At 70.1% G+C, this 26,748-nt stretch carries 20 protein-coding genes; 1 reads left to right on the forward strand and 19 read right to left on the reverse strand.

Features of this window, described 5'->3' with window-relative positions:
- Positions 1-2: 2 nt before the first annotated feature.
- The 19 genes from OG214_RS12450 to OG214_RS12540 form a co-directional block, all read right to left on the reverse strand.
- The gene (locus OG214_RS12450; protein ID WP_405984759.1) at positions 3-1,295 is read right to left on the reverse strand and encodes an Ig-like domain-containing protein; all 1,293 of its coding nucleotides are present in this window, start codon (positions 1,293-1,295) and stop codon (positions 3-5) included.
- Entirely contained in the window at positions 1,292-3,328 is a 2,037-nt protein-coding gene (locus OG214_RS12455; protein WP_405984760.1) for a hypothetical protein, read from the reverse strand. Before OG214_RS12455 ends, OG214_RS12450 begins: the two co-directional genes overlap by 4 nt.
- Before the next feature lie 250 nt (positions 3,329-3,578).
- On the reverse strand, positions 3,579-5,171 hold the full coding sequence (locus tag OG214_RS12460; RefSeq protein ID WP_405984761.1) for an Ig-like domain repeat protein: 1,593 nt from the start codon (positions 5,169-5,171) through the stop codon (positions 3,579-3,581).
- 43 nt (positions 5,172-5,214) lie between these two features.
- On the reverse strand, positions 5,215-6,207 hold the full coding sequence (locus OG214_RS12465) for a hypothetical protein (protein ID WP_363081157.1): 993 nt from the start codon (positions 6,205-6,207) through the stop codon (positions 5,215-5,217).
- Between the two features lie 132 nt (positions 6,208-6,339).
- Positions 6,340-8,916: a hypothetical protein gene (locus OG214_RS12470; protein WP_405984762.1), complete on the reverse strand. Its 2,577-nt coding sequence runs from the start codon at positions 8,914-8,916 to the stop codon at positions 6,340-6,342.
- Entirely contained in the window at positions 8,913-10,670 is a 1,758-nt protein-coding gene (locus OG214_RS12475) for a phosphate ABC transporter substrate-binding protein PstS (RefSeq protein ID WP_363081159.1), read from the reverse strand. Before OG214_RS12475 ends, OG214_RS12470 begins: the two co-directional genes overlap by 4 nt.
- Positions 10,671-10,831: 161 nt before the next feature.
- Complete coding sequence (gene pstA, locus OG214_RS12480; protein WP_405984763.1) at positions 10,832-12,154, reverse strand: phosphate ABC transporter permease PstA; 1,323 nt, start codon at positions 12,152-12,154, stop codon at positions 10,832-10,834.
- A 1-nt stretch (position 12,155) separates the two neighbouring features.
- Positions 12,156-13,181 (reverse strand): phosphate ABC transporter permease subunit PstC, encoded by a 1,026-nt coding sequence (pstC, locus tag OG214_RS12485; RefSeq protein WP_363081161.1) that lies wholly within the window; start codon positions 13,179-13,181, stop codon positions 12,156-12,158.
- Positions 13,178-13,633: a hypothetical protein gene (locus OG214_RS12490; protein ID WP_382858010.1), complete on the reverse strand. Its 456-nt coding sequence runs from the start codon at positions 13,631-13,633 to the stop codon at positions 13,178-13,180. The genes pstC and OG214_RS12490 overlap by 4 nt, the downstream gene beginning before the upstream one ends.
- 324 nt (positions 13,634-13,957) lie before the next feature.
- Positions 13,958-14,851, reverse strand: a complete 894-nt coding sequence (locus OG214_RS12495) for an FAH family protein (protein ID WP_405984764.1) — start codon at positions 14,849-14,851, stop codon at positions 13,958-13,960.
- A gap of 12 nt (positions 14,852-14,863) precedes the next feature.
- A complete protein-coding gene (locus OG214_RS12500) occupies positions 14,864-16,108 on the reverse strand; it encodes an enolase C-terminal domain-like protein (RefSeq protein WP_405984765.1) in 1,245 nt (414 codons plus the stop codon).
- A complete protein-coding gene (locus tag OG214_RS12505) occupies positions 16,101-16,982 on the reverse strand; it encodes an alpha/beta hydrolase (protein WP_405984766.1) in 882 nt (293 codons plus the stop codon). The genes OG214_RS12500 and OG214_RS12505 overlap by 8 nt, the downstream gene beginning before the upstream one ends.
- 4 nt (positions 16,983-16,986) lie before the next feature.
- Entirely contained in the window at positions 16,987-18,660 is a 1,674-nt protein-coding gene (locus tag OG214_RS12510) for a GH3 auxin-responsive promoter family protein (RefSeq protein WP_363081166.1), read from the reverse strand.
- Between the two features lie 177 nt (positions 18,661-18,837).
- Positions 18,838-19,311 (reverse strand): flavin reductase family protein, encoded by a 474-nt coding sequence (locus OG214_RS12515; protein ID WP_363081167.1) that lies wholly within the window; start codon positions 19,309-19,311, stop codon positions 18,838-18,840.
- A gap of 96 nt (positions 19,312-19,407) precedes the next feature.
- Positions 19,408-20,517, reverse strand: coding sequence for an LLM class flavin-dependent oxidoreductase (locus tag OG214_RS12520; RefSeq protein WP_405984767.1), 1,110 nt, complete (start codon positions 20,515-20,517; stop codon positions 19,408-19,410).
- Between the two features lie 163 nt (positions 20,518-20,680).
- Positions 20,681-21,943, reverse strand: coding sequence for an ATP-grasp domain-containing protein (locus OG214_RS12525; RefSeq protein WP_363081169.1), 1,263 nt, complete (start codon positions 21,941-21,943; stop codon positions 20,681-20,683).
- Between the two features lie 72 nt (positions 21,944-22,015).
- Entirely contained in the window at positions 22,016-23,314 is a 1,299-nt protein-coding gene (locus OG214_RS12530) for a PLP-dependent aminotransferase family protein (protein WP_363081170.1), read from the reverse strand.
- A 2-nt stretch (positions 23,315-23,316) separates the two neighbouring features.
- Complete coding sequence (locus OG214_RS12535) at positions 23,317-23,643, reverse strand: YciI family protein (protein WP_363081171.1); 327 nt, start codon at positions 23,641-23,643, stop codon at positions 23,317-23,319.
- A 57-nt stretch (positions 23,644-23,700) separates the two neighbouring features.
- Positions 23,701-24,447 carry an SDR family NAD(P)-dependent oxidoreductase gene (locus OG214_RS12540; RefSeq protein WP_363081172.1) on the reverse strand — a complete coding sequence of 249 codons (747 nt, stop codon included), beginning with the start codon at positions 24,445-24,447 and terminating at the stop codon, positions 23,701-23,703.
- A 907-nt stretch (positions 24,448-25,354) separates the two neighbouring features.
- Between OG214_RS12540 and OG214_RS12545 the strand changes: the two genes are divergently transcribed.
- Positions 25,355-26,656 (forward strand): MFS transporter, encoded by a 1,302-nt coding sequence (locus tag OG214_RS12545; protein ID WP_405984768.1) that lies wholly within the window; start codon positions 25,355-25,357, stop codon positions 26,654-26,656.
- Positions 26,657-26,748 lie beyond the last annotated feature (92 nt).

Here is a 26,748-nt window from a genome sequence, read left to right on the forward strand (position 1 = left end):
CGTCAGGTCACCTTCACTGACTTCGTGGTGGCGGCGCCGTTGGCGTACCCGGAGCGCTTGGCGGTGACCGTGACCGTGAGCGTGTGGCCCTTGTCGGCCTTGACCGCCGTGTACGTGGACTTGGTGGCGCCGCTGATCGCCTTGCCGGCCCGCTTCCACACATAGGTGTACGACTGGGCCGCGGGGGTCCAGGTGCCGGCCTTGGCGGTGAGCTTCTTGCCGACCTTGGCGGTGCCGCTGATGGCCGGGGCCGTCTTCACCTTGAGCGCGGGGCCGGTGGCGACGGTGACGGCGGGGCTGGTGACCGTGGTGGTGCCGCCGGTGTTGATCCCGCTGGGCCGGCAGGAGACCTTGTGCGTACGGTCGGTGGAGTCCAGGGTGCGGGTCGACGCGGTCGCGCCGGTGATCACCTTGCCGTCGCGCAGCCACTGGTGGCGCACGGCGGTGGCACCGCTGAACTTCACGGCGCAGGTGACCTTGGAGCCGACCTTCGCCGTGCCGGTGACCTTCGGCGCGGTGGTGACCGAGGGCGCGCGGACCTTGACGGTGAGCGGGACCGCGGCGGACGCCGAGCCGGTGTGGTTCGCCGGATTCGCGGGCGTGAACTGCGCCTTCAGCGAGTGCGCGCCGACCGCGAGGGTGGTGGTGGAGAGGGACGCCGTGCCGTTCGAGACGGTGACGGGCGAGCCGTACGGGGTGGTTCCGTCGAGGAACCGGACGCTGCCCGGGGCCGTCGAGGGCGTGATCTTCGCGGTGAGCTTGACCGAGGTGCCCTGGGTGACGGAGCCCGCCGGGGCCACCGTGAGGGATGTCGTCGTCGCCTGCACGGGGGCGGTGCTCTGGTACGCCGTGTTCGAGGTGAACCAGATGGAGCCCTTGAAGTCACCGTAGGTCGCGCTGCCGAAGGCCTTGCGGCAGGTCACGGTGAACTCGTAGCGGCCTTCCAGCGTCTTGAAGCCCGCCGTGTTGGCGTAGTCCCGCATGGTCTCGGTCAGCGGCACCTCGTACCCCGAGCCCACGACCGGATAGATGCCGATCTCCGAGTTGCCCACCACGTTCTGGCCCTCGGCCGGGAAGCCCGCGCCGGTCACCGAGACCAGGATGTGGGTCGCCGGCTCGGGGCAGCTGCCCGAGGTGGTCAGGGACATCGGCGAGACATCCGCGCCGGTGGCCGGGGACGGCGTGAGGGTGCCCAGGGTGTCGGCCTGCGCGGCGGGGGCGCCGAGCAGCACGAGCCCGCTGAGGACACCGACGGCGCCGGTGAGCAGCGCGGCGAGGGTCTTACGGGGGGTCATCTGTTGCCGCCGTTCGCGAAAGTGAGCAGTCCGCGGCGGCGGGCCCAGAACACGGCGGCGGTGCCGAGGGCGATCAGGGCGGCGGAGCCGAGGCCGAGGAGTCCGGCCTGTGCGCCGGTGCTGGCGAGGGCGCCGCCTGTGCCGCCGGAGCCGACCTCGGTGGAGACATCGGTGGAGCCACCGCCCGTGGAGCCGCCGTCGGAGGCGCCGTCCGAGGAACCGCCGTCCGTCGTGCCGCCGTCCACGGTGCCCGGGTCATCGGTGCCGGGGTCGTCGGTGCCGGGAGGAAGACCGGTGTCGGACGGATCGGCCGAGTCGCTCGGCTCCGGGTCGTCGGAGGGCTCGGACGGGTCGCTCGGCGTCGTGCTGGGATCGGTGCTCTGCGAAGGGCTGGGCGAGGTGCTCGTGGGCGGGTCCGAGGGCCCGGCCGGGTCGGTGTCGCGGTAGACGGTGTTCGAGGTGAACCAGATGGAGCCCGTGAAGTCGCCGTACGTCGTCTCGCCGAAGGCGTTGCGGCAGGTGACGGTGAAGTCGTAGCGGCCTTCCAGCGTCTTGAAGCCCGCCGTGTTGGCGTAGTCCCGCATGGTCTCGCTGAGCGGCACCTCGTACCCGTCGCCCACGACCTGGTAGATGCTGATCGGTGAGTTGCCGACGACGTTCTGGCCCTCGGCCGGGAAGCCCTTGCCGGCGACCTTCACGATCACATAGTCGGCCTCGGCCGGGCAGGCGGCGGAGGTCGTCAGGCTCACGCCCGAGGTGTCGGTGCCGGTGGCCGGGTCCACCTTGAGCGTGCCCAGCGGGTCGGCGGCCTGCGCGGCGGGCGCGCCGAGCAGCAGCGCACCGCCCGCGGCGGTCAGCAGGGTGGCGGCGCCGAGAGCGGCCTGCCTGGAGAAACGCTTGGTCAGCATGGAGGTCTTCACTTTCTTGGACACGGAGTGGGATACGGAGGCCGACCCGGAAGCGGGCACGGAGTCAGGCACGGAAGGGAGGGATTCGGAGGCGGCGGGGGGCCTGGGACGCCCGCGCCGGCGGCGCTGGAGGAACCACACCGCGACGCCCGCCGCGAGGACCAGCAGCAGGGCGAGGAGCGCCCAGGGCACGGTCCAGAAACCGGCCGAGAGGGTGGTGCCGGGCAGCGCGGGATTGATGTCACCGCTCACCGCGACCGGGTCGACGGTCACCGTCGCCGTCGACCGCAGGGCGGGGAACAGATCACGCACGGAGGCGGTCACGGTGACGGCGTTGCCCGGCAGCAGTTCCTTGATGTCATGGACCCCGGGGGCGCGCACCGGTCCGGTGACCGCGTTGCGGACCCGTACGGTCTGCCGCGCCCCGATCCGTACGTTCCCGGTGTTGCGCACCGTGTAGGTCACGGTGGCCGAGCCGCCGCCGAACGGATTCGCCGTTCCCCGGTAGCTCGCCCGGAGGTTCTCCACGGTGAGCCGCGGCTTGAGTTCCCCGGCCACCCTGATGTGGATCCGCGCGCCGACGCGCTGTTCCACGGCGACCCGGTCGCCCTCGGCGCCCGACCCCGACGAGGTGAGCGCGGCGACGATGCCCGCGGCGTGATCACCCGGACTCGCACCGCGCGGGACGGTCAGCGTGAAGGGCACGATGACGCGGGACCTGGCGGGGACGACCACCGTGCTCTTCTCGACCGCGACCCAGGTGCCGGCGTCCTTCGACGGGCGTCCCGCGGCGAGCAGGTCGAATCCTCCGTCGGCGGTGTTGAACGCGTCGCTCGCGTAGACCTTCAGCTTCAGCGCTCGGGTGCTGTGGTTGAGGACGGCGAGATGGTCCCCGACCGCGGCGCCGGGCGTGGCGCTGTACGAGAAACCGCTGCGCCGGTCCGGCTTCTTGGGGCCCGAGGGCTGCACGCCGAAGGTGGTACGGCCCTTGTCGTCCTTGGCCGGGGCGGACGCGTGGGCGCCGGGGGCCGCGGTGAGGGCTAGCAGGCAGGCGAGCAGGCACGCGAGCAGCGCGATGACGAGGGTGCGGGCCTGGGGGCCACGGGCCTGGAGGGTGGTGGTCATGTCGGGGCGTCCGATCGGGGCCGTTTCTTCAGCGGTGGGAAGACTTCGGTGACGTGGGGCTTCGGTGACGTGGAGACATCGGCGACGTGGGGCTTCGGGTACGAGGTAGGAGATGCCGTCGGGCGGGCATCGGGCGGGACGGTGAGGACGGGCGGGACGGGTGGGGGCACCCGTCCCGCCCGCCTCGGCGACCGCGAGGTGCACGGTCGGACAGCGGTCAGGCAGCGGTCGGACAGTGGTCCGACCGCGGTCAGATGGCGGTCAGGGTGAGCGTGGCGGTGTAGGTGCCGGCCACCGTGGAGGTCGGGACATTGAGGTTCAGATCGGCACCGAGGTGCGAGGTGCCGAGGCCCTTGCCGTTGGCGAGGGTGTGCGAGGACTTCAGTCCGGCCGTGCCGTTGTCGGCGGACTCGGCGCCCTCGGCGGCACCGACCTGCGCGCCGGCCGTGACGGTCTGGCCGGAGACATGGTCGATGACACTGGGCTTCCAGCCGAGGTTCTGGCCGTTGATGGTGTGCGTGGCACCGTCGGAGAAGTCGCTCACCTGGCCGCTGACGGTCCACCCCGGGTTACCGGCGCGGGTGTCGGTCAGGGTGACCGGGTTGAGCGCGCCCGCCGTGGTCAGCAGTTCGCCGTCGGCGTCGAGCTGCGGCGAGGGCAGGGTGACATGCGGGTCCTCGACGCTGATGACCAGCGCGCCGGACTCGACGGTGGTGGTGATGTCCTCGGAGGTGGAGACACCCGCGAAGGCACCGACCTTGAACGGGACGTTGCCCGAGTCGGAGGCGAGGTACGCGGCGCTGTTCTGCGGCACGAAGGTCGCCGTGAACGAGTGGTCGCCGGGAGCCAGGCTGCTCGTGGTGAGCGCGGCCTGGCCGCCCGTCACCGGGACGGTGCCGAGCGTGGTGGCCGTACCGCCCACGGTGTCGGTGAACTTCACCGAACCCGCCGCGCCCGCGGGCGTGACGGTCGCGGTCAGCGAGACCGGGCTGAACTGCTCGGCGGTGTCCGCCGGGGACACGGCCAGCGCGGTCGTGGTGGCCTTGGCCGCCGCGGCGTTCACCTGGTGGGTGACGGCCGTGGAGGCGGAGGCGTTGTACGAGCCGCTGGAGGGCGTGAACTCGGCGGTGAGCGAGTGGCTGCCCGCCGCCAGGTTGGCCGTGGTCAGCGTGGCGGCACCGCCGGTGACGGCCACCGGGCTGCCCAGCGCGGTGGAGCCGTCGCGGAACTGGACCGTACCGGCCGCGCCCGCCGGGGCGACGGTGGCGGTCAGCGTGACCTCGTCGCCCTGCTCGGTGGTGCCGGACGGCGAGACCGCGAGAGCGGTGGTGGTGTCGAGCTTCACGTCCGGGTCGTTGGCCTGGTACGCCGTGTTCGAGGTGAACCAGATCGACCCGTTGAAGTCACCCAGGCTGGTCCCGTTGAACGCGGTGCGGCAGGTGACGGTGAACGCGTACTCGCCCTGGAGCGTGCTGAAACCGGCGATGTTGGCGTAGTCGCGCATCGTCGAGGACAGCGGGATGAGCATGCCGCCGGCGGCCGTGGTGTTGTACGTCTCGATCGGCGCGTTGCCGACCACGTTCTGGCCCTCGGCCGGGAAGCCCGAGCCCTTGACCGACACGATGACGTACGAGGCGGTGTCGGGGCAGGCACCGGAGGTGGCGAAGTCGATGCCCGACTCGTCGCTACCGGTCTTCGGGTTGATGTCGATGGTGCCGATCTCGGCGGCCTGCGCGGACGGCGCCATGACCAGCCCGGCCGCGCACAGCGCGACGGCGCCCACGGCCGTCGCGGCGAGCGTCCGCACGGTTCTGCGCGGCGACACGGATCTCTGGGAAAACACGGTGGAAAGCTCCTTCTCCGGAATCAGGAAAACCGCGTCGGGGTCAGTTGGTCTGCTTGGAGGTGTCGCCACAGTCCGGGCTGGTCGCGAACCCGTAGGTGTTGATCACACCGGGCTGCTTGCAGATCAGGGAGTCCTTGCCGACGAAGACCGTGCTCCAGGGAGCGGTGCCGATCTTGCTGGTGGGGATCACGTTGTAGACATCGCGCTTGACGGAGAAGTCGCTGTTGAGCGTCGTGGCGCTCTTGCCGTCGATGGAGCCGAGCAGCGCGCGGCCACGCACGTCGGCCACGGTCTGCGAGGCCTGCGCGATGTACTGCGCGATGGAGAACGGCACGATGGACTTGTCGTCCAGCACGCGGCCGTCGTGCTCCTGGATCGGGGTGTTGTTCTTCTTGTCCTTGATGCAGGGGTACACACCGGCGACGACATCCGCGTCGACGATGCCGACCTGGGCCTCCCAGAAGCTGCGGGTGCCGGAGCCGGCCTGCGGCAGCAGGACGTTCAGGCTGTAGTTCGGGCCGGTGCCCACGAAGGCGGGGTCACAGTGGTAGATCGCCTTCAGGTCGGCCAGGGTGAGCTTGCGCGGCAGCACGCTGGAGGGCGTGATGGCGTACGAGACACCGTCGACCGCGAACGGGACGTAGGTGAGACCCGGGCTGGACGCGCCCAGGCTCAGGCTGGACGAACGCGCGAAGTCGAGGCAGCCGTCGTTGACCTGGAGCGAGTTCAGCAGCGCGGTGCGGCCCGCGCCGGAACCGTTCGGACGGGCCATGGTGCACTTGTTGTTGACCGCCGGGTCCTTCGTGGTGATGTTCGCGCCACCCACGGCGTTGTACGAACCGAGCACCTTGGTGCCGTTGACGGTGACGACCTGGGAGAGGCCGTTCATCACGTCCTGCGTGGTGTCGGAACCCACGCCGGAGAGCTGCCGGTAGGTGGGCGTACCGCTGGGCTCGGCGGAAGCGACGGTGCCGACGGTGGCCGCGAGCAGCAGGGCTCCGGCAGCGGCCGTCAGGATCTTCTTCTTGTTCACCTTCGTGTACCCCTCAGATAGGCTTGCGCCTGGTGTTGAAACCGCGATCACTCGCGGGTGGCCGCGTTCCGGCCGTTCCGGAACATCCGGCCACCGGCCGGGGGTGGTGGCTGCCGCCCCCGGCCGGTCGTCTCAGGTGGTGTCGTCCTCCCGCCGCAGCGACCGCCATCCGGCCGCGACGACCGGTGCCAGCCTCGGCAGGAGCGGGCCGCCGATGGCCGCCGCGATCCCGGTGATGAGGACGATCAGCACGACATAGCGCACGGCTCCCAGCGCCCAGGGCGGCGTCGGCGAGGAACTCGCCTCGGCCGCCACCGGTTTCGGCGACGCCGTGGAGACGCCGCCGGACGGGGCGGGCTTCGGGGAGCCGGAGGGCTCGGCGCTCCCCGCGCCGTCACCCGCGGGAGCGCCGCCCGGCGCACCGCCCGTACCGGAAGCGGCGTCTCCGCCGCCCGCCGCTCCCCCGCCGCCGTCCGGGTCCGACCCGGTGCCCGTGGAGTCCGGGCCCTCCTCCGACGGGGTCTTCCCGGCCTGGGCCGCGATGGTGGCGGCGGCCTGGACGGTCTGGGCGCGCAGCGCCTTCGGCAGCGGCGCGTATCCCTCGGGCAGCTGGCCCGCCGCGACACCGGGCCGCTGGCCGCCGTCCGCCGCGTAGGTGAGGAACTCGGCGTAGTCCTTGCCCTCGGCGGCGGTCAGCCGGGACGGCACGGTCGCCGCGTAGGTGAGCGAGGTGAGCGGATAGGCGCCCTTGGCCTTGGTGGCGGGCGCGGCCTCGGCGACCGACTTGACCGCTCCCGGCCGCATCGCCGCCTGGCCCGCCAGCAGGCCCGCGGTGGTCGGCCCGACATACTGCCCGGCGCCGTTGCGGAGCTGGGCCGGGATCAGTCCGTAGCGCAGGGCCGTCGAGCTGTCGGCCAGGGCGAGGATGGCACGCTGCCCGGCCGGCTGCGGCGGGTCCTTCTTGTACGCGGGCGGGGTGGTGGTCATGTCCCAGGTGGTGCGGGCCAGCGAGTCGCCGCGGCCCGCGGCGCGGGCGGCGCCGTGCATGTCCAGGGTGTACGGATGCTTGTCCTGGACGCAGAGCGGGGTGTCCGGGTGGTCCTCGAACTGCTGGCAGAACGGATCGCTCTTGGGATAGTGGTCCAGCGGCAGATCGAGCTTCCGGTAGTGCGGATTGACCGTCATCCCGGAGTTGGCCGCGTCACCGTACTTGCCCGTGTTGTCGGCCGTGCCGTCGAGGAACTCGCGCGCCGCCGGGTCCTGGTCCACCCAGTCCCACAGCAGCCGCGCGGAGTCCGAGAGCGCCTCGGGCACGATGACGTCGCCGAGCTTGCCGCCGAAGTCGAGATGCGCGTACTCCGGGTTGAGCCGGGTGAACTCCGGGTCGCGCCCGAGGTTGAACGGGTTCTTCCCGGTGCTCGGCGCGAAGCGGGAGTTGCCGTCCTGGTACGACTCGGTCAGCAGCTTGGCCACCAGCCGCTGGTTGAGCCTGAGCGAGGTGAGTCTGCGGCCGTTGCGCGCCTTGACCTCGTCCGGGGCGGAGAAGGACGACTGGCTCTCCACGAGAAAGCCGATGGTCAGTCCGGACAGCGCCACCGGCGCGTACACCGGGACCTGGTCCGGCGGTATCTGCTCGGCGGTGCCCGGTTCGTTCAGGAAGACCATGCCCGGGGTGCCCGAGCCGAGCTTGCGCCGCGCGGTCTCGTCGGTCACCTGGGCATAGCCGAAGATCGCCTTGGAGCCGGACTGGCACAGGGCGGGCTGCCAGCGGCCGACCGCCTCGGCGATCATCTCGTTGCCGAGGGTGGGACGTTCGTCGGCGCCGAGCGGGCAGAAGTTGCCGATCGGCTCGAAGTGCAGCGGGACGACCAGCCGCTGGGCCCAGTTGGTCGCGGAGAGCGGCGAGGACTGGAGGAGTCCGCCGGACTGGGCGGTGTACCGGGCGCCGTCGACCTCGGTCTCACCGCGCGGTACGACCACCAGCCAGCACTGCCGGCCCTCGGCCTGGGGGGTGTCCCCGGACGCGGCCTCGCCGCAGCCGAGACCGGGTGCCTCCAGGGACGTCTGGGCCTCGAAGTACACCTCGCCGGTGCCGTCGGGGTTGGTACGGGCGTACGGGACCTCGTTGCTGGTGTTGGAGTCGAAGAAGTCGTTGGAGTTGCCGGTCGGGGTGATCTGGCCGTCCACCGAGTGGAACGCGACATAGGAGATACCGGTGGGCGACGGGGGCGGCATGGTCTGGTTCTCGTCGGAGAGAGAGCCGTAGCTGAGCTGCCGCGTATTGGTGTACGCGCCCGCGGACTGGTTGCCGGATCCGGGGCCGAGCGCCGAGGAGCCGCCGAACTGGCACTGCTCCGGGTCGGGTCCGGTACTGTCGTCGCCCCAGCACTGCATCATCTGGAGGTAGTCGGCGGCGTAGGCGGTCTCGGAGACGGTCGGTGCCGCGCCTGTCCAGGAGACCTTCACGACCTGGTTGACCAGATGCCTGGTCTGCTCGACGGTGACCTTGAGCTGCGCGAAGTCGCCCTTGCCCGTGACGGACACCGGTGAGGCGCCCGAGGCGGGATTGTCGGCCGCCCCGGCCAGGTCGGCGCCCGCGCCGACGAAGGCGCCGGCGCTGAGGGCGCAGCAGAGCGCGAGGACGGCGACGGTGAGTACGCGAACGGCCTTGGCACGGGGTGCGCGGGGGCCGGTACCGGGGATCCTCATGACGTCTGCTTCCTCGCCGTCAGAAAGCGGGACAGCAGCGGTGGACCGACCGTGACCGCCACCAGCAGCAGGGCCGCCAGCACCATCAGCGCGAGCCGTACTCCGCTGCTGATCGTTCCCGAGGTGGAGACGGGCACGGCGAACGCGTCGCCGCCCGTGCCGGCGCCCGCCGCGTCACCGGCGCCGCCCGCCTGGGCGCCCGCCGCGATCGGCTGGCCGGTGTCCGGGTCGACGGCCGCTCCCGCGCCGCCCGCGGTGTCCGCGCCCGGGGTGGCGCCGCCGCCGGACCCGCCCGCGCCCGAGGTGCCGGAGGTTCCCGTACCGCCCGTGGCCGCCGTACCGCCGCCGGAGGCGCCGGAGGTGCCGCCGCCGCTGCCGCCCGAGGTGCCGCCCGAGCCCGCACCGCCGCCGCCCTGGGTGACGGTGGGCCGCTTGTCGCCGCCGGTGCCGGTGGCGCACTGGGTGGCGCCCTTCTTGTCACAGGCCTGCGGGAAGGGCGCGCTCTTGGCGAGGGTGTTGGAGCCGTCGGCGGAGAAGGTCGGGTTGTGGCAGTTCTTGATGTTGATGTTCTCGACGTTGACCCCGGGGATCTTGCGTACCTGTTCGAGCCCGGCCTGGACGAGGTTCACCGGCAGCGGGGAGTAGCCGAGGTTGTCGACGTGCTGCTGTCCCTGGCAGAGGAAGTAGTACGCGAACGCCCCGAGCGTCTTGCCCTTCTGCTCGCTGAACTTGGACTCCACCTTCGTCGGCACGATCATGTAGCTGTAGCTGGACAGCGGGTAGTTGCGCCGGTCCTTGCCGTTGTAGACGCCGTCGAGGATCTGGGTCAGATACTTCGGGGACGAACTGTTGTTCTCGATCCGCGCGTTGAGCAGGGCCACCGCGACGTTCTTGGCGGTCGGCTCGGTGTAGTAGCCGGCCGCGTTGAGCACCTTCACCACCGGGAAGAGGGTGGTCGAGACGGCGTACGAGTACTCGACATAGGTGATCGTGCCGATGTTGCCCGCCTGGGCGACATAGCCGGAGACACCGTTGGAGCCGGACTGGGCGACGAAGCCGCCGCCGGGCACCAGCGGGTAGTTGGAGGTGGCGCCGCAGGGGGTGCTCCGCCCGGCCTTGGCGCAGTAGCCGTTCCAGATGGCCGGGTACTGCTTGCTCATCCAGGTGGTGAGCTGGGCCGTCGTACCCGAGCCGTCGGAGCGGACCACCGGGACGATCCTGCGGGCCGGGAGCGAGGCGGCCAGGGCCGGGTTGTCGGCCTTGATCGCCGCGTCGTTCCACAGCTTGATGCCACCGGTGAAGATCTTGGCGAGGACCTCGCCCGACAGCCGCAGATTGGTCACCCGCTGGTTGCCGATCTTCAGGTTGTACATGAACGACGTACCACCGGCCACGATGGGCATGTACGCGTACTTGCGCGGAGGCGGCGCGTCGACCACACCCGAGTCCGTGATGCCGTAGGGGATCTCGGAGACGCCGTAGTCCACGGTGCCGTTGCGGAACTGGTTGCGGCCGTCGGAGGAGCCGGTGCCGTTGTAGTTGACCGTCATGCCGTACTGCTTGACGTTCGCCCGCCACTGGTCCAGCGCGTTCTGGCTCCAGGTGGAGCCCGCGCCGGAGATCGGGACATAGGTCGCGGCGGCGGCGGGTACGGGCTGGACGAGTGCCAGCAGCACCAGCGTCACAAGGGCGAGGGCCGCCAGGGCGGCGCGTACGCGTGGGCCTGGCAGCGGCGCCGGAAGGGTTCCGGACATCGGGAGACGACTCCTGTCGGTGGGGCGGGGCGGTTCTCGGTGGCTCGGCGGCCCGGCGGCTCGCGTGTACGGGGTGGGTACGGGGTGTGTACGGGGTGGCCGGCCCGGCGGTCGGTGGGGCGGGGGCGGCCTCACCGGGGCCCGGGGTGCGGGCCGGGGGCTCAGTTGCTCAGTTGCTCCATCGGCCCGGGTGGCCCGGGTGGCCGGTCCGTGTACGTACTCCCGTCGGGCCGTTCCGTATAGGTCCCGCCGCCCGGCCCGGCCTTCCCCCGGACGCCCATCCGCTCGGCGTCACGGCGGGAGGCGAGGACCCTGCGGTGGGTCTGACGCCTGGTCAGCTCTCCGGGACCGCGTCCGCCGATGATCCTGGCGATGACGAAGAGCAGCAGCACCAGCCCCATCAGCAGCGCCGCGGAACCGAAGCCGCGGGCGATGAAGCTCGGCTGCGGGGACCGTACGAGTTCGAAGGTGGCCAGCGGCAGCGACACCTGCGGGCCGTGCAGCGGGTTGAGGTTCATGTCGCTGGTGTATCCGGCGGTGAGCAGCACCGGAGAGGTCTCGCCGATACCGCGCGCCGTGCCGAGGATGACGGCGGTGGTCAGCCCGGAGCGCGCGGTGGGCAGCACCACGGTCCACACGGTCCGCCACTGGCTGGCGCCGAGTGCGAGGGACGCCTCGCGCAGCGAGCCCGGTACCAGCCTGATCACCACGTCCGAGGCGCGGATGATGATCGGCAGCATCATCACTCCGAGGGCGAGCGCCGCGGCGAGTCCGGACTTCTCCAGTCCGAGGATGAGGATGACGGTGGCGTAGATGAACAGACCGGAGACGATCGACGGCAGCGCGGTCATCGCCTCCACGATGGTCCGTACGAACCGGGCGTAGGCGCCGGGGACTTCGCTGAGGAAGATCGCGCAGGCCAGTCCGAGCGGCACGGTGATGGCCAGCGAGATGGCCATGTGCTCGACCGTGCCGGCGATGGCGTGCAGCATGCCGCCGCTGGTGAGCGGCTGGACGGGCCCGGTGCGCGACATGTCGTCGGTGAAGAAGTTGAGATGCGGCAGCGCGGCCCGGCCGCGCCACAGCGTGTAGGCGACGACGAAGACGAGCGCGCCGACGACCAGCACGGCCAGGCTGTGGATGACGACCGCGGCGGCCCGGTCCCGTACCGCCATGCCGTTCTCGGCGAAGGACACCAGCACGGCGTACAGACCGACGAAGAACAGATAGGCGACGACGACGAAGCCGAGCGGCCCGTCGAACGGGGCGATCCGGGTGAACAGCACGACGGTCAGTCCGAACGCACCGGCCAGGGCGCCGAGCAGCGCGCGGACGTCGCCCGCGCGCACGGTGGAGGTGGAGCGGCGGACCTCGGGCCCGCCGGTCCCGTCGGGCGGGCCCGGACGGACGGTGGAAGGGAGGGGGCCGGCGGCGGAGCCGGTGATGGTGTCGGAGGGCAGCACGGGGGTGGTGGTCCGGTTCATATCAGGCCTCGGTCCCGGCCCCGGAGCGGCTGCGGGCCACGATGGAGGAGGCGGCGAAGTTGACGACGAGCGTCATGAGGAAGAGGGCGAGCCCGGCCGCCATCAGCGCCGACATACCGAAGTCGCTGGCGGAGCCGTACCGCAGGGCGATCAGCGAGGAGACGGAGTTGGTGCCGTTCTCCAGGATCCGCGGCTGGATCACGAAGGCGGGGGAGATGATCATGTAGACGGCGATCGTCTCGCCCAGCGCCCGGCCGAGACCGAGCATCGTGCCGCCGATGACACCGCCGCGGCCGAAGGGCAGGACGACCGTCCTGATCACTCCCCACCGGGTCGCGCCGAGCGCGTACGCGCCCTCGCGCTCGCCGACGGGCGCCTGGAAGAACGTCTCGCGCATCACCGAGCAGGCGATCGGCGTGACCATGAGCGCCACCACGATCCCGGCGATGAACGTCGAGGAGGTGTAGACGGTCGTGGTCGCCAGCGGGTCGCCCGGGTCGGCGCCGTTGACCTTGAAGAACGGGATCCAGGAGAAGTAGGTGGCGATCCACCGCGACAGACCGACGATGTGGGACTGGAGGAAGAACGCGCCCCAGAGCCCGTAGACCACGCTGGGCACCGCGGCCATCAGGTCGATGAGGCTGACCATGGTCCGCCGTACGCGCCGGGGCGCGTACTCGGAGATGTACAGCGCCGTGCCCATGGCGAGCGGCAGCGCGATGACGATGGCGACGAGCCCGATCAGCACGGTGCCGGTGAGGACGGCGGCGATGCCGAAGTGATGGGAGTCGGGCTCCCAGGCCGAGGTGGTGAGAAACGAGCCCTTCGCCACCCGCAGGGCCTCCCAGGCGCGATAGCCGAGGAAGGTGCCGACGAGCAGCATGATGACGAGCACCACACCGCCGCTGCCCCGGGCCAGCCCGCGGAAGAGCTGGTCGGGCAGGCCGGCGGAGCGCTTGATCGCCCGTGGCTCGTCCGTCGTACCGGATGCGGGCGCGGGTGCGGGTGCGGGTGCCGTGAACGTCATCGCGCACCCGCGCCGGCGGCACGCGGCTTCGGGAAGTCCGCGAGGAGCCTCGGCGGCCGGTCACCGGGCGGGTGCGGCATACGCCTGGCCGAAAGAGACACCAGGCCCGGCGCGAGATGGGCCTCGGGCACGGCCTTCACGAAGTTGGCGAGACTGTAGTGGCACTCGCGCTGGCGCTGGTACGACCGGCCGGCGAGGGCGACCGAACGTCCGTCGAGATCGAGCCGCCAGATCCAGAGCCCGGTCGTCTCGGAGACGGTGACGACCGGCCGGGCCCTGGTCACGCCCTCGCGCAGGGCCGCCACGGCGGCCCGGCAGGCGACCAGTCCGGGCTGGCTCTCCCAGCCCTGACCGAGACCGCGGTTGTTGGCGCCGAGCAGACGCCACACCACCGAGACGGTTCCCGTCTCGGTGTCGGTTCTCGGTACGAACAGAAAGCGCGGGTGATTCATGGCCCAGCCCCCCTCCCGGACGCCCTCCGGCGTTCGGCAGATATTGGCCGATTCCCATCACCGGCCGACCTGACCATCACGGAGCGCGGAAGAGCAGCGGGCACGCGTGCATGAACACCGGACATCTGAAACGGGAACGAGGTGTGCAGGGGCCGCGCAGGCGGAGGGGCGGCGGGGGCCTCTCAGGCCCGGACCGGCCCCGGACGGCCTTGGCCGGTCCGGGGCCGCTTGAGGACGGACACCTCAGGACGCTTGGGGACACTTGGGAACACGGCGCGGCGCCCGTGCGGCGATCGAGGACACGGGGCAACGCCCGTACGGCGGTCAGACCCAGGTGACCGTGTTCGTCAGCGTCACCTCGTGCGTGTCGAACCCGATCTCCACCCGGTCCCGGTCCGCCATCCGGAAACCGGCGTGGAAACTGCTGCGGTCGGCCCCGATGTAGACATAGTGAACCCGGCCCGGGTGGCGCAGCGGGGTGTACGAGAACAGTTCGGACATCATGTCCGGCAGACCGTAGTACAGGGCCTTCGTCCCCGTGGTGAAGGTGCCCTCCCAGGCCTGGGCTCCGTCCCGTTCGACCCGCACCCGGCCGGTGACCGACTCGGGCGGTGCGTCGAGGAAGAGCCAGGGCGCCACTCCCGAGTCACAGAGCTTGGCGTAGGAGAGATGGCCGTTGTGCCGCTTGAAGCGGCCGATGTCGGTGAGGTCGTTGCCGAAGGTGTAGCCCACATAGCGCGGGACGCCCCGCTCGTCGGTGACGTACACGAGGACGACCTCCGCCTCCTCGCAGACGGCGACGGCGTCCGGCGGTACGGCCAGGGGCTCGCCCGGGACCTTCAGGGTCTCCCCGAGTCCCTTGAAGAACCAGTTCGGCTGGGACTGCGTCGTCTCGTCGGCCTTCACATTGTGGGTCTGCATGAAGCCGCTGACCAGCGCGTCCCCCAGGGACTCCGGCAGCAGCGGGGGACGGAAGGTCACGGTGTCGCGCTCGGCGGCGGGCACGGTCCTGCGCTCCCTGCCCTCCGTCAGCGCGGCCACCAGCGCCGCGGCGCCGTCGCCGTCCACCGCGAGGTCCGCGGAGATGCCCGCCGCGAGCAGACGGGCGCGCAGATCCTCGTCGCCGAGCGGATAGAGGTGGAGCGGGGCCCCGGCCACGGGCACCGCACAGCCGAAGTGCCGTTCACCCTGGTGAACGCATTCGAAGAGGACCGTCACAGTGGTGTCTCCCTAGCGTGTGGTGAGAGGTGGGCCCGGGGCGGGCGTGCGCGGGGCGGCGGGTGCCGGGTACCAGCCGGGGTCGCGCCCCTCGCGGTGGACGAGAACGGCCCAGGGCTCGGCGGCGCCGTTGAGGCGCATCCCGAAACCGTGGCCCCCGGCCGGCGCGACGGTGTTGGTCCGGCGGTCCACGACCGGGCGGGGCGAGACGATCATCTCGGGGAAGAAGCGGTCGGACTGGCCCGCCTCGACGGTCAGGGCGTCAGGGCTGCGGAAGGCCAGGGCCCGGCCTGCGTTGATCAGCGGACCGGTCTCGGCGACCTGCACCCCGATCTGGAACGCGGTCCCGCCGGCGCGCGCGTGGTCGACGATCCGGGCGGCGTTCAGCAGACCGCCGTTCTTGGCGACCCGGACATTGACCGCGTCGCACGCCTCCGCCGCGATCGCGGTACGGGCGTCGTCCAGCGTGCACACCGACTCGTCCAGCATGACGCCGATACCGGTGGCGCGGCGCAGCGCGCGCAGCCCGTCCCAGGACCGCCGGGGCAGCGGCTCCTCGACCTGGTCCACCCCGCAGGCGCGCAGCCGGCGGGCGTTCGCCGCCGCGTTCCCCTCCGTCCAGCTCATATTGGCGTCGACCATGAGGGGGACGCCGTCGCCGAGCCGGTCCCGGATCGCGGTCACCGTACGGACGTCCCGCTCGATGTCGTCGGACGCCTTGATCTTCACGAAGTGGAACGGTCCCCGGGAGTCCAGGAACTCCTCGGCGCCGATACTCAGATCGAGTACCTGGGAGACCGGCAGGGACGCGGGCGGGACGGGAGCGGGACGGGCGGGAACGGGAAGCAGTTCCCCGGCGCCGACGCCGAGCCGGTGCCCGATCAGATCGAGTACGGCCGTCTCCAGCAGACAGATCAGGTTGTTGCCGCCGTCGATGCCGAACGTCGCCGCGAAGCCGTCCTCGTGCAGCCGGCCGAGCAGCTCCGCCGGGGGCAGGGAGCGTATCCGCTCGAAGAGCTTCTCCATCGGGATCCGGCGCAGTGCCGCGACGACACCGTCGCTGGTCTCGCCGGTGACATAGGCGCGGGGCGCGCACTCCCCGATCCCGCTCGCGCCGTCGCTCTCCAGACGGAGTACGAGGCTGTCGCTGGTACTGCGCCGGGCGGCCGGATGGTCGAAGCCGATCCGCATGGGCAGGGCCACCCGGTACAGCCGTGCCTCGGACATCCCTGTCCCGGACATCCCCGCCTCAGACATCGCGGTCCACTCCCTGGAGCAGGGTGTAGGCCGAGGCCCAGTCGATCAGGCTGTCGCTGACATCGGTGTAGAAGAGATAGTGCTTGTCGGTGGGGAACTTGATGATCATGCCCCGGCCGGACACCATCTCGTGGAACACCCGGTGGGTAGCGTCGAGATCGACGATGGGATCGGTCAGGCCCGACACGAACGCCGCCGGGACCTCCGGGGGCCGGTGACGGGGGTTCATATAGAGCCGTTCCAGCTCCAGCAGGGTGGAGCGTGAGCTGCGGACGAGCCGCCGTACCGCGAGATCGTCGTGGTCGATGTACTGCCGGTACTTGGCGTCGTCGGTGAAGTCGGACGACTTCAGGCCGGCGTCCCACAGCTCCCGGCTCCGGTCGGCGGCGAGCGCCGCGCGCTCCTCCTCACCGAGGGTGGCGTGGAGCCTGCCCAGCCAGGTCGAGCAGTAGATGGCGGCGTCGTAGCGGGTGGTGAAGTCCGGGTGGTGCAGCAGAGCGGCCAGGAACGACCCGCCGAGGCAGTGCCCGAAGAGGGAGAGCGGGACGGCGTCACCGATCGACTCCCTTACATGGGCGATGGCGTGGCCGTAGTCGGCGAGGACCGTGGCGGCGTCGGGCAGTTCGTCGCGCTCGCCGGAGCTGATCCCGCTGCCGCGCCGGTCGAGGACGTAGAAGGCGATGTCGTTGTCGGCGAACCGCGGCCCGACCTCCCACAGCCAGCCGGCATGGCTCTGGAGTCCGTGGAAGTAGAAGACCGCGCCCTTGATCTCCTTCCGGGGCCGCCAGAGATGGAGGGCCAGTTCGGCTCCGCCGGACGGCAGCGTGATGATCTCGCGCCGTACGTTCTGCGGCGGCCTCTTGGTCTCGATCATCCCGTCACCCTCCCGAGTGGCCGACGAGCTCGGCGACGAAGTCGGTGTCCTTCTGGAACGGCTTGTACTTGTACTGGGTCGCGTTGCCCCGCTGGCGACGTGACTCGGTGTACGCGGCGATCCGGTCGGGCGGGACGGTGAAGAACCTGAGCGGACCGAGCCGTCCGCTGTCGCGCTTGGACGCGTACTCGATATTGATCGTCCTCAGCTCCCGGTCGACGGAGCCGGAGAGGGCGCGGTCCAGTTCGGCGCGCGGCTCGGGCACCTCGCCGACGACCACGTAGTGCGGCGGCTCACCCCACTGCGGCCCGCACAGATAGAGGCCGTTGGAGAGGCCGCCGGTGGCGAGGGCCTGCTCGATGGCCTGGGTGACCTGGGACTCGGTGATCTTCTCGCCCGTGAAGGAGTGGAAGACCCCGTCGCGTTCGACGAAGTGGATCCAGGGGGTGCCGTCCACAATGCGGTCGACCCGGTAGATGTCCCCGCTCCAGAGGCGGTAGAGGCCGTTGCCCTGCGTCATGATCAGGTGGTAGTCGCGCCCGGCCTCCACCTCGTCGAACAGCAGGGTGTCGGGTCGCTCCCCCGCGTCGACGAGTTCACCGAGGGGCACCTCGGCCGGTACGAACTCGAAGAACGCCTGGTTGACGGCGAGCGGCTGGCTGTCGAGCGAGCCGTCGACGGGGACGGTGGTCACGCCCTCGGTGCCGCAGCTCATGAACGGCATCTTGGCGACGCCCGGCAGGACCGCGTCCAGTCTGGCCTGGTAGAGACCGGCGGAGGAGGACAGCCAGCAGCTGTAGAAGCTCAGCGACGGCCAGATGTCCTTGAGCGTGAACGGGCCCCGGGACAGCACCGCTTCGAGCTGCCGGGCCGCCTCGTGGTCCGGCTCGCCGTAGGGCTCGCCCTCCAGGGTGCCCGCGCGCAGATCACGGACGAGATCCGCGCCGTGCTCCGCGATCAGATCGCGCAGCGAGATCAGGGTGCTCGGATTGATCGCCGAGATGAAGTGGACCTCTCTGCCCAGGAGATGGCGGATGCGGTGGTACATCCGGCCCGAGTGCGACGAGGGCGCCTCCGTGCCGAACCACGGGGACGCGGACCACGGCGGGTTCCAGTCCCGGCTGTTGATCCGCGGGTGCCGGTTGCTGATCGCCTGGTACTGCACCCCGTACAGATAGTCGTCCACGTTCTCGTGGACCGTCTGGGTGTCGAGGGTGGCGTAGGGGTGCGCGAGCAGTTCGGGATGGTGCTCGACATACGTACCCCACATCGCCTGCATGGCGGCGATCCGGTAGGTCAGCAGCCAGTGCAGGGTGTACGGGACCCGCTTGGGCACACCCGTCGTACCGCTCGTCTTGAGCCAGCGCAGCACGGGACTGCACGACAGCACACCGCCCTTGGTGCGGGTCTCCCGGTCGATCTCCGCGTCGAAGTCGCCGTAGCGCATCACGGGCAGGACCGAGCGGAAGGCCGCGGGGTCGGCGGCGAGGACGTCGTACCCCCGCTCCTTCCAGTGGAGGGAGCCGGCACAGACGCCGATGATGTCCGCGAGGACCCGCTCCTGCGCCGCCCCTGGGTCCTTGAGGTCGGCCAGCAGAGCCGCGCGGGCCTCCGCACACTCCCGTAAGAAGGGAACACGACGCGCATTCCAGTGCTCTTGCCAGTGCGATCTGCCCACGACTTCGACTTCTCCCTCAGTTGATCTCTCACCTGTAGTGCGGGTGGATGTGCATACGGGAATTGAGCTCGGGAAAGCGGGGAAGGTACGGGGTTGCGGGGTGGTGCGGGGGAAGGGTCCGGGACGTCGGCGGGCGGACCGGTCCGGACGGAGACGCCCGGGGCCGCCCGCGGCGCCTCAGACCACCAGCTCCCGGAAGCGGCCGGCGTGGAACACCAGTGGATCCACCGCTTCCGTCACCTCCCCCTCCCTCGCCGAGGCGATGACCAGTTCGTGGTCGCCCGCCGGGTGGATCACGGAGATACGGCAGTCCAGCCAGCCGAGCCCGTCGGCCGGGATGGGATGTCCGGCCCGGGTGAGGGCCCACTCGTGGCCGGTGAACCGGTCGGCTCCCCGGGAGCTGAAGAGACGGCACAGATCCGCGTGGCGGTCACCGAGGATGCTGACGGCGAAACTCCCGGCCGCCCGGATGGACGGCCAGGTGGTCGATGTGTGCGCGGCGCACACGGCGATGAGCGGCGGCTCCAGTGACACGGAGGTGAAGGAGTTGACGGCCATGCCCACGGGCCCGTCATCCGTCTGCGCGGTGACCAGTACGACTCCCGTGGTGAATCGTCCGAGAACGGTACGAAACGAACGCTGATCCAGCATCTGTTCTTCCACTCGGTTCTTCCACTCGGTCCGGCGGAACGGTCTTGGCGGACATACGGGGAACGGCCCGGCACGGACACCGGGCCGTCGGCACGTCTACCGGGCGCGGCTCGCGATCGCCCAGTCCACGGCTTCCTGCGGCCGGGCCACCGCACCGTTGACCCGCGGAGCGACATAGCGGGCGAGCAGTTCCAGGCTGCGGTCGGTCCGTTCCGAGGAGGTCCAGTCCGCGACGTACACCAGCAGCGTGCCGAACCCGCCGGTGGCCTCCTGCATACGGCGGATGCCCGAGACCACCTCGTCGACCGAGCCGACCAGCGCGCCGCCGGCCTCGACCCGCGCTTCGAGCGCCTTCTCCCTGAGGGTGCCGGGGCTGAGCACATCCCGGCCGCCCGCCTTGGCGAAGTACTCGAACAGCCAGCGGTCGTAGCCCTCGCGGACCTCGTCGAACGCCTGCTTGCTCGTCTCCCCCACATGGACCGGCAGCGCGACCCGCCAGTTGTTCCGGTCGAGGACCTGGCCGTGCTCCTCGGCCGCCTCCTCCGCGTGCTTCCACTGCTGCGCCAGACCGATGTGCTCCGGCGCGCCCGGTGTCAGCAGCGCGAAGGGCAGCGCGAACGAGGTCATGCTCAGGCCGTACCGGCCCGCGAGCCGCGGACTGGTCACCGAGGTGCCCGAGGTCGCCATGGCCACCTCGATCGGCCGCGGCCCGAAGCGGGGCAACTGGAGCTTCGCGTCGTTCAGTTCGTACCAGTCCGTCTTCTGGGTGACCCGGGACTCCCCGTTGACCAGTTCCAGTACGGTCGGCAGCGCCTCGTCGAGCCGCTTGCGCTGGACACCGCCGTTGAGACCGAACATGGTCGCGTCGAAGGGCACACCCGGTCCCACACCGAGGATGTAACGGCCGCAGGTGAGATGGTCGAGATGCACGGCGCGGCTGGCCACATGGAAGGGGTGGTGGCCGGAGAGCGGTACGACTCCGTGCGCGAGCCTGATCTGGCGGGTGCGCTGGGAGGCGGCGGCGATCAGGGTCTCCGGGGCGCCGACCAGGCCCCAGCCCAGGGTGTGGTGCTCGCCGAACCACGCCTCGTCGAAGTTGAGCCGGTCCGCGTGCTCGACCAGATCCAGATTCCGCTGGATCGCGAGATGCGGGTCCTGCCCCGTTTCATGGACGGGCGAAAGGAAGACGCCTATTCGGCTGTGCACAGCTTTCCTCCAGGGAAAGTGGGACGGGTGAGAGGCCGGGACGGGTGAGAGGCCGGGACGGGTGAGAGGCCGGGACGGGTGAGAGGCCGGGACGGGTGAGAGGCCGGGACGGGTGAGAGGCCGGGACGGGTGAGAGGCCAGGGGGCGCGAGGGGTCCGGACGATCACTGGGCGAGCCGGTACACCGAATCCTTCAGGGCGCGGATCTTCTCGTAGTCGGCCTGGATCTCCTCTTCGCTGGACGACAGCAGATAGATCTTCATCGAGCTCGACAGGAGGTCGGTGGTCGGACGGATCCGGGCGCCGGGTGCCACCTTGAGCCCGGTCAGATAGACGCTCGGGAGCGCGTTGATCGCGTCGACGGCCGTCTGGTCGACGGAGGCCACGACACCGTCGAGTTCCGTGGGCGAGTTGTAGATGATCCCGGACTTCAGCCTGCGGTAGACGCCGCCGCTGTACCGCTCGATGAACGCCTCGGGGTCGGTGTAGGCCTGCGCGGCCAGCGAGGGCTGGTTGTTGCCCAGGCACTCGTCCTGGAAGGCGGCGTTGAGGTTTCCGTTGAGCCGCGTGGCGATCTCCACCAGCACCGGGCCCTCGGCCGTGACCATGACCTCGGCGTGGCTGGGGCCCCACGCCACCTTGAGGGCCGCCAGTACCTCACGGACGTACGCGATCAGGGCCGGGACCGGATCGCTGTCCTCGGGGTGGAGGATGTCCATGTCGTAGATGTTGTGGCCGGACGCGAGCAGGTTCTTCTTGTACTGCCAGACGGCGTTGGTGTAGTGGTGGCCGTCCGCGCTGACGGTGTCGACCACATACTCGGTGCCCTTGAGATACGACTGGACGAGCGCCTCGGTGTTCGGGTGACCGAAGATGTCCTTCGTGGTCAGGACCCGCTCGGCGGCGACACGGACGTCGTCGGCGCTCTCACAGACGAAGACGCCGTCCGACGCGGCCGAGCTGAGCGGTTTGACGACGACGGGATACACGCCCCGCTCCTCGGCCCACTTGACCACCGCCGCGGGGTCGCCGCTCTTGAACTGCTCGGCGCAGCGCACCCCGGCCCTGCGCAGTGCCTCGATCATCTCGTACTTGTCCCGGCGGGCCGGCGAGAGTTCCGTACCGTTGCTCGCCACGCCCAGCGCGTCGCTGATCCGGTCGGCGAGCCGGACGGCGGACTCCTGGCCGGGTACGACACAGACGGGGGCGTACGGGCGGAGCAGTTCGACCAGCGCCTCCGGGTCGGTGCACACGATGTTCTCCGCGTACTCCGACAGATTGGGCGCCAGCATCGTGGGGATGAGTTCGGCGGTGCTCTGGACATGGATCACGCGCGCGCCCGCCGCGGTGAAGGCCGCGGGATAGGAGTTCCCGGCGGAGTAGCCGTCGATCACTACGGCGGTCGGCTTGTCAGTGGTGCTGCTCATACTCGTCCTTCTGACGCAAGGGGTCGGATGGCGTCTTCGGCCGGGTGGCGTCTTCGGCCAGGTGGCGGTGGATCAGTCGCGGGGGGTCTCGTTGATGAAGCGCGCGAGCCGCGCGATGCCCTCGCGGATGGCTTCCGGGGTGAGATTGCTGAAGCCGAGCCGGATCTCCCGGTCGCCGCCGCCGTCGATGTAGAACATGTTCATCGGGGCCCAGCTCACCCCGTAGTCACGGGCGGAGCGCTCCATGGCGGCCAGATCGGCGGTGAACGGGACCGTGACGGTCAGGAAGAACCCGCCGCGCGGAGTGTTCCAGCGCACGCCGTGCTCCCCGGACCGCTCGGGCGGGAAGTGCCCGGCGAGCGCCGCCAGCGTGGCGTCGAGCCGCTCGATGTAGACGGCCGCGAGTTCCCTGGTGGCGGAGCGCAGGTCGTGGTCGTTCTCGACGAGGATGCCGCCGACGACCGCCTGGGAGAGCGTGGACGATCCGACGGTGAACATGGCCTTGGCCTTGGAGAGGACCTGGGCCAGGGTGCGGGTCGACCCGGTGGCGTCGGTGACGGGCTGATCGGCGACCAGATAGCCCAGCCGCGCGCCCGGGAAGGCCGACTTGGCGAACGAGCCGAGATAGGCCACCCGTTGTCCGGTGTCCAGGGACTTGAGGGTGGGCTTGGACTCGCCCTCCCGCGCGAACAGGCCGTACGGATTGTCCTCCAGGATGATGAGGTCCTCCTCGGCGGCCACTTCGAGCAGCCGTTCGCGGGCCCGGAGGGGAAGCACCGTTCCCGACGGGTTGGAGAAGTCGGGTACGACGTACAGGGCGACGGCGCGCCTGCCCTCGGCCCGTACGGCGCGGGCCGCGGCGGCCACGTCCTCGGGGTCCATCCCGTCGGGGCCCTCGGTGATGCCCTTCACCGGGATGCCGAGCATCCGGGCGGCTCCCCGGATGCCCACATAGGCCGGCGAGACGGCGAGCAGCACATCGTCGGGTGAGGCGAACAGACCGCGCAGGGCGACCAGGGCCGCCTCCTGGAAGCCGTGGGTGATCATGATGGCCTCGGCCGGGACGTCGATGTTCTCGTCCCGCTTCAGCATCAGGGCGACCTCGTCCTGGATGAAGCCGTTCACCGCCCCGTACTGGAAGAGCAGCCGGGTGATACGCGCTTCCGGCATTCCCCGGTCACGGAGATGCTTGATGTAGCGGTCGATATAGAAGGAGAGATTGGCCAGATCGTGATTTCCGTCGTAGGGAGCCCCCGAGGAGAACGACAGGGCATCGGGAAACCTGCCCGCGGTCTCACTGAGGATCCGCATGGAATCCATCTCCGGATCGACGATCCCGGCATGCAGCGACTCATACTTCAACGAAACCATTTTCAGTGGGTTCCTTCTCTCCCGGAGTCCCGCTCGGACCGGTCCAGCGCCGTGATCCAACTGCCTTTGCCCGGTGCCCATTGCTGAATGCGCGTCCTGGCGACGATTCCGCCCTTGACATAGGGCTCGTCGTCAAGAATCTTCTGGAGTTCCTCGCGGTCGCCCACCTCGTAGACAAGCAGCCCGGCATTCTCGTCGACCAGCGGTCCCGCCAGCAGCAGTACGCCGCGGTCGGCGAGGCTGTAGAGATTCTCGGCATGCGCGGGGTGCAGATGCTGACGCCCCGCCCTGTCGACGTTGTACTCGAATTCCACGACAAACTTCGCCACACCCAGCTCCTTGTGATGATCCGCGCCGCATGGACGTCACCTGTATCCGCACAGAGGTCACATGTAGAGGCCGCCGTTGATGTCGATCACGGATCCGGTGGAATATCCGGCGCTTTCCGAGCAGAGATGCAGCACACTGCCCACGGCCTCGGCGACCGTCCCCATGCGCCGCATGGGCAGCTTGGAGAGAACCGCGTTCCTGGATTCCTCGTCACGGCGCTCCCAGGCGCCGGCCACACGCTCGGTCGCGATGGGCCCGTGCGCGACGACATTGACCACGACACCGGTCGAGGCCAGTTCGTACGCCATTTGCTTGGTCATGCCGATGACCGCCGCCTTGGCACCGACATAGGCGGCGTTGTTGAAATGGCTGTACGTCCGCCCGCCGGCCGAGGCGAAGTTGACGATGCGTCCGTAGCCGTCATGGGCCATCCGGGGGGCACACACCTTGACGGCGATGAACGTGCTGACCACGTTCTCCAGATACGTCTGGTCGAAGTGGTCCCTGGTCAGGTCCGCGTAGCCGATGACCCGGGTGTCCCCGCCCACCCCGTTGACAAGGATCGACGGCGCGTGCCGCTCGACGATCTCGGTGAGCTGCCGCTCCGCCGCGTCGATCTCGGTGATGTCCCCGACGACCACATCCACCTTGGTCCGCCGGGAGAGCTCGTCCCCGAGGCGCCGTACCGCTTCCTCGTTCCTGTCGAAGAGTACGAGCGAGTGGCCTTCCTCGGCGAGCCCTCGGGCCACCTCCTTGAGGATTCCACCCGCGGCACCGATCAAAAGCGCCGTACGTGCGTTCATCGTTGCTATTCACCTGGCTTCTCTGGATGTGATGACTCCGCGCGAACGGAGCCCCGGCGAGGGAAACTCAGTGGATCGCCATACCGCGTGCACGGGACTTGTTTTCCATACGCCCGACCTTTTTTCCAGCACCCCTGACAGGAGCGGAGTATTCCGTTCCTTTTACGGAGCGGCGCATGCCGGTGCGGGCCAAGTGCCCTTGGCTCCGGATAGACGATCACGCAACTCACAGTCGCTGTCAACGAGTTTCGGACGCCCGTTCATGTGAGCGTCGCAATCGCACCCGAGATATGCCATGTGACGTACGTCACTTCGCTCTCGGCTTGGATATCGTTGATCCGCACTGGCGCCGACCTTAAAGTCGAGGCCAAGAACTGGCCATTGCGGCCTTTCTCAAGCCAAGGCAAAGGCGCAGGCACCTAGGCAATAACGGACATCTCGGACTGATTTCAAGGTGCTCGACGAGGCGGGGGTTGGCTTGTTTTTATCGGGTGAAAACTTATCGCAGGAGAGTTGCGGAACATCCGTTCCCCTCGGCTTCGACGCCGATATTCCGACAGCGAATTCCAGCCACGGGGTCACGTCGGCCGCGCGGCCCCCGCTCCATGCCGAAGGCCAGGTCCGCGCGGATTTCCGGCCGCGATGTCGGACCACGTTCCATCGATCGGCGAACGATTTCCGGCCGTCCCGGTCCCCTGTGCCGACAGGCGTTTCCCGGCCCGCGCGGACATCCGTTCCGCGTGATCGGCCCGTCTGATCGACCGCCCGGTCGACCCATGTGATCAGGCCAACACGATCGGTACGACTCGGGGGTGACCCACCGCCCCCGCCACCCCCGTACCTCCCCTCGACGGAGCCGTGGCCGCACAACGGCGGCGCTTCGGATCACCCACCGGATGAACGGACCATGCAACCCAACTCCCCATGGCGGATCCCCGACTTCCGCGCGCTGTTCACCGCGGCGGCCCTCAGCCAGCTCGGCACCAATGTCAGCTATGTGGCCGTGCCCCTCATCGCCGTCTCCGCGCTCGACGCGAGTCCCGGCCAGGTCGGGGCGCTGGCCGCGCTGAGCACCGTCGCCTTCCTGCTCATCGGTCTGCCGGCCGGAGCGTGGGTGGACCGGATGCGCCATCGGCGGGTACTGATCGTGGCGGATCTGACCAGGGCCCTGCTCTTCGCGACCGTTCCGGTGGCCTGGTGGCTCGACAGTCTCACCCTCGGCCATCTCTATCTGGTCGTCCTGCTCAACGGCTGCGCCACCGTCTTCTCCGACGTCGGCGCGCAGAGCGTCCTTCCCCAGCTCGTCGGACGTGAGGGCCTGGTCCAGGCGAACGCCGACATCAACACGCTCATCGCCGCGGGCAATGTCGCCGGCCGCAGCGCGGGCGGCGGTCTCGTCACCCTGCTCACCGCGCCGGTGGCCGTGCTCTTCACCGCCGTGTCCTACCTCGGCTCCGCCCTCAGGCTCACCGGTATCCGCAGGACCCCGGCGCCGCCCCCGCCGGGACCCGGCCAGGCCTCCCGGCTCAGGGCGCAGATCGCCGAGGGCGTACGGCATGTCTTCGGCAACAGCGAACTGCGGGCCCTCGCGCTCACCGCGGCCCTCGGCAACTTCGGCTCCCAGATCGTCAACACCATGCTGCCCGTCGTCTTCGTCAGGGAACTCGGCTACTCCGGAGGCGCGCTGGGCCTGTTCTGGGCCGTGGGCGGAGCGGGCCTGCTGCTCGGCGCCCGCTGCGCCCGGCCCATCGCCGCCCGGCTCGGATACGGCCGCACCCTCGGTATCGCCGGACTGTGTCTGGCGCCCGCCGGACTGCTGGTGCCGCTCGTCGACCGCGGCCCCTGGCTCGTCCTGGCCGGGACCGGCTGGCTGCTGGCCATGTTCAAGGTGGGCATGGACAACGTCCTCGGCGTCAGCCTGCGCCAGCGGATGACCGCGCACTCACTCCTCGGCCGGATGAACGCCACCTTCCGCTTCCTGCTCACCGGCGCGCTCGCCGTCGGCGCGGCGGTCTCCGGGGTGATCGGGGAACTGACGACCGTTCACACCACGCTGTGGGTGGGCGGCGTCTTCCTGGCGACCGCCTTCCTGCCCGTGTTCCTCTCGCCCGTCCGCACCCGGCGCGAACTGCCCGAACAGAAGACCCAGGAAGCGGTGGCCGACGAGTCGCCCGCCCCCGCGGCCGAGTCCCGTCCCGAACCCAAATAGCGTCGGGCATCAATTCATGCGAATTTGATAAATGCCCCGCACCGGCCGACCGTCCGTATTCAAAAAGGTTGACCTCCGCACCAAGCACTGCA

Source organism: Streptomyces sp. NBC_00872 (assembly GCF_045161915.1).
GTDB lineage: Bacteria > Actinomycetota > Actinomycetes > Streptomycetales > Streptomycetaceae > Streptomyces.